Raw genomic sequence first — 1,578 nt, 5'->3', positions numbered from 1 at the left:
GCCCGAAGTCACGGGCGGCGCGGATCCCGGGGACGGCGAGGATCGCGCCGACGGAGACCACGGGGTTGGAGGGGGCGACGACGACGAGGTCGGCCGCCTCGATGGCGTCGAGCGTCTCCGCGGTGGGCCGGGCGGCCTCGGCGCCGATCTGCACGAATCCGGAGGCGGGCAGCTGCGCGCGGTACCGGACCCACCACTCCTGGAAGTGGATCGCCTTCGAGCCCGACCCGTCGGCGGAGTCGTCGGGCACCACGACGTGCGTCTCGCATCGGTCGTCGGTCACCGGCAACAGGCGGACGCCGGGGGACCAGCGGGTGGACAGCGCCTCGGTGACGTCGGTCAGCCGGTAGCCGGCGCCCAACATCTGGGTGCGGACCAGGTGGGTGGCCAGGTCCTTGTCCCCGAGACCGAACCAGTCGGGCTGGACTCCGTAGGCGGCGAGTTCGTCGCGGCAGTTCCACGTCTCGCCCGCGTGACCCCATCCGCGTTCGGGGTCGATGCCCCCGCCGAGGGTGTACATGCAGGTGTCGAGGTCGGGGCAGATCCGGACGCCGTGCATCCACGCGTCGTCCCCGACGTTGACCACCGCGTCGAGGCCGTGGACGGGGTCCCCTCCGGGGAGCGGGGTGTCCGCGGCCCCGGACGCGGGGTCCAGCCCGAGAAGTCGACGTGCGCCGAGCAGGAAACGGGCGCCACCGACGCCACCGGCCAATACACAGATCCTCACGTCGACCCAGAGTAGTGACGGGGTGGCGGTGCGGCCCGGGTGGCCGGGTGTTCGGACCCCACCCCGACTCGCGGGGGTGTCCCACGCCACACGATCCGCGGCGTGTCTCTCGTGGGACCGGCGCACGAAAATGCTAGGTATCCCCGATTTCGCTTGACCTGGGCGACTCGCATGTGTGTAATCACAGGTGTGTCATTCGTATCGGAGCGGCACGCCGGGCCGGGCAGACGCACGAGCGACGAGCAACGTAACACGAGGGGATGACCGTGGATCGACAGTCACGCACCGCAGCGGGACCCGAGCTGACCCTGGTCGACTTCGGCACCGGTGCGCTCTTCGTGGAGGACGAGGAGGAGAGCTGGCAGGACCGGGCCCTCTGTTCCCAGACCGATCCCGAGGCGTTCTTCCCCGAGAAGGGTGGCTCGACCCGCGAGGCGAAGAAGATCTGCACGGGCTGCGAGGTCAAGGCCGAGTGCCTCGAGTACGCGCTGGCCAACGACGAGCGCTTCGGTATCTGGGGCGGACTGTCGGAGCGCGAGCGTCGGCGGATCAAGCGCGAGGCCGTGATGTGAGTTCGTCAGGGCCCGGTGTCATCCGGGCTCTCGACGGCGCCTGCTCGGCACCTTCCTGACCACCCCGCGGGGTGGTCAGTTCTCGTTGGGGCCGGCCTCGACCTCGTCCGGTGAGATCTCCAGGTGCTGCGAGACGAGTTCCACCAGGACCGAGTAGACCAGGTCCCTCAGGTCGTCCCCGCCGGGTGCCCGGCGGGTGAGCGGCCTGCGGAACAGGACCAACCGGGCCCGCGTGGGCTGGCCGGCCCGGTCGACGCCGGCGGGGACCAGCCGGGCGAG

3 protein-coding genes are annotated in these 1,578 nt (G+C 70.9%); 1 reads left to right on the top strand and 2 read right to left on the bottom strand.

Annotated elements, in window-relative coordinates; all coding sequences use genetic code 11:
* A partial coding sequence (gene cofD, locus G6020_RS10095; protein ID WP_182610528.1) for a 2-phospho-L-lactate transferase occupies positions 1–727 on the bottom strand: 727 nt, incomplete at its 3' end.
* Between the two features lie 260 nt (positions 728–987).
* Between cofD and G6020_RS10090 the strand changes: the two genes are divergently transcribed.
* Positions 988–1,299 (top strand): WhiB family transcriptional regulator, encoded by a 312-nt coding sequence (locus tag G6020_RS10090; protein ID WP_241727050.1) that lies wholly within the window; start codon positions 988–990, stop codon positions 1,297–1,299.
* A gap of 75 nt (positions 1,300–1,374) precedes the next feature.
* On the opposite strand, the gene G6020_RS10085 is transcribed toward G6020_RS10090, so the two are convergent.
* Positions 1,375–1,578, bottom strand: a 204-nt coding sequence (locus G6020_RS10085; protein ID WP_182610527.1) for a metallopeptidase family protein, incomplete at its 5' end; no start/stop codon positions are given.

Source organism: Dietzia sp. B19 (assembly GCF_014145155.1).
Lineage (GTDB): Bacteria > Actinomycetota > Actinomycetes > Mycobacteriales > Mycobacteriaceae > Dietzia > Dietzia natronolimnaea.
Note: the sequence above shows the minus strand (reverse complement) of the source record. Positions and strands in the feature narration are given on the sequence as shown.

What these genes read in the sequence shown, in the direction of transcription:
- G6020_RS10090 (WP_241727050.1), top strand. Translation starts at nt 988, where the DNA reads ATGACCGTGGATCGACAGTCACGCACCGCAGCGGGACCCGAGCTGACC.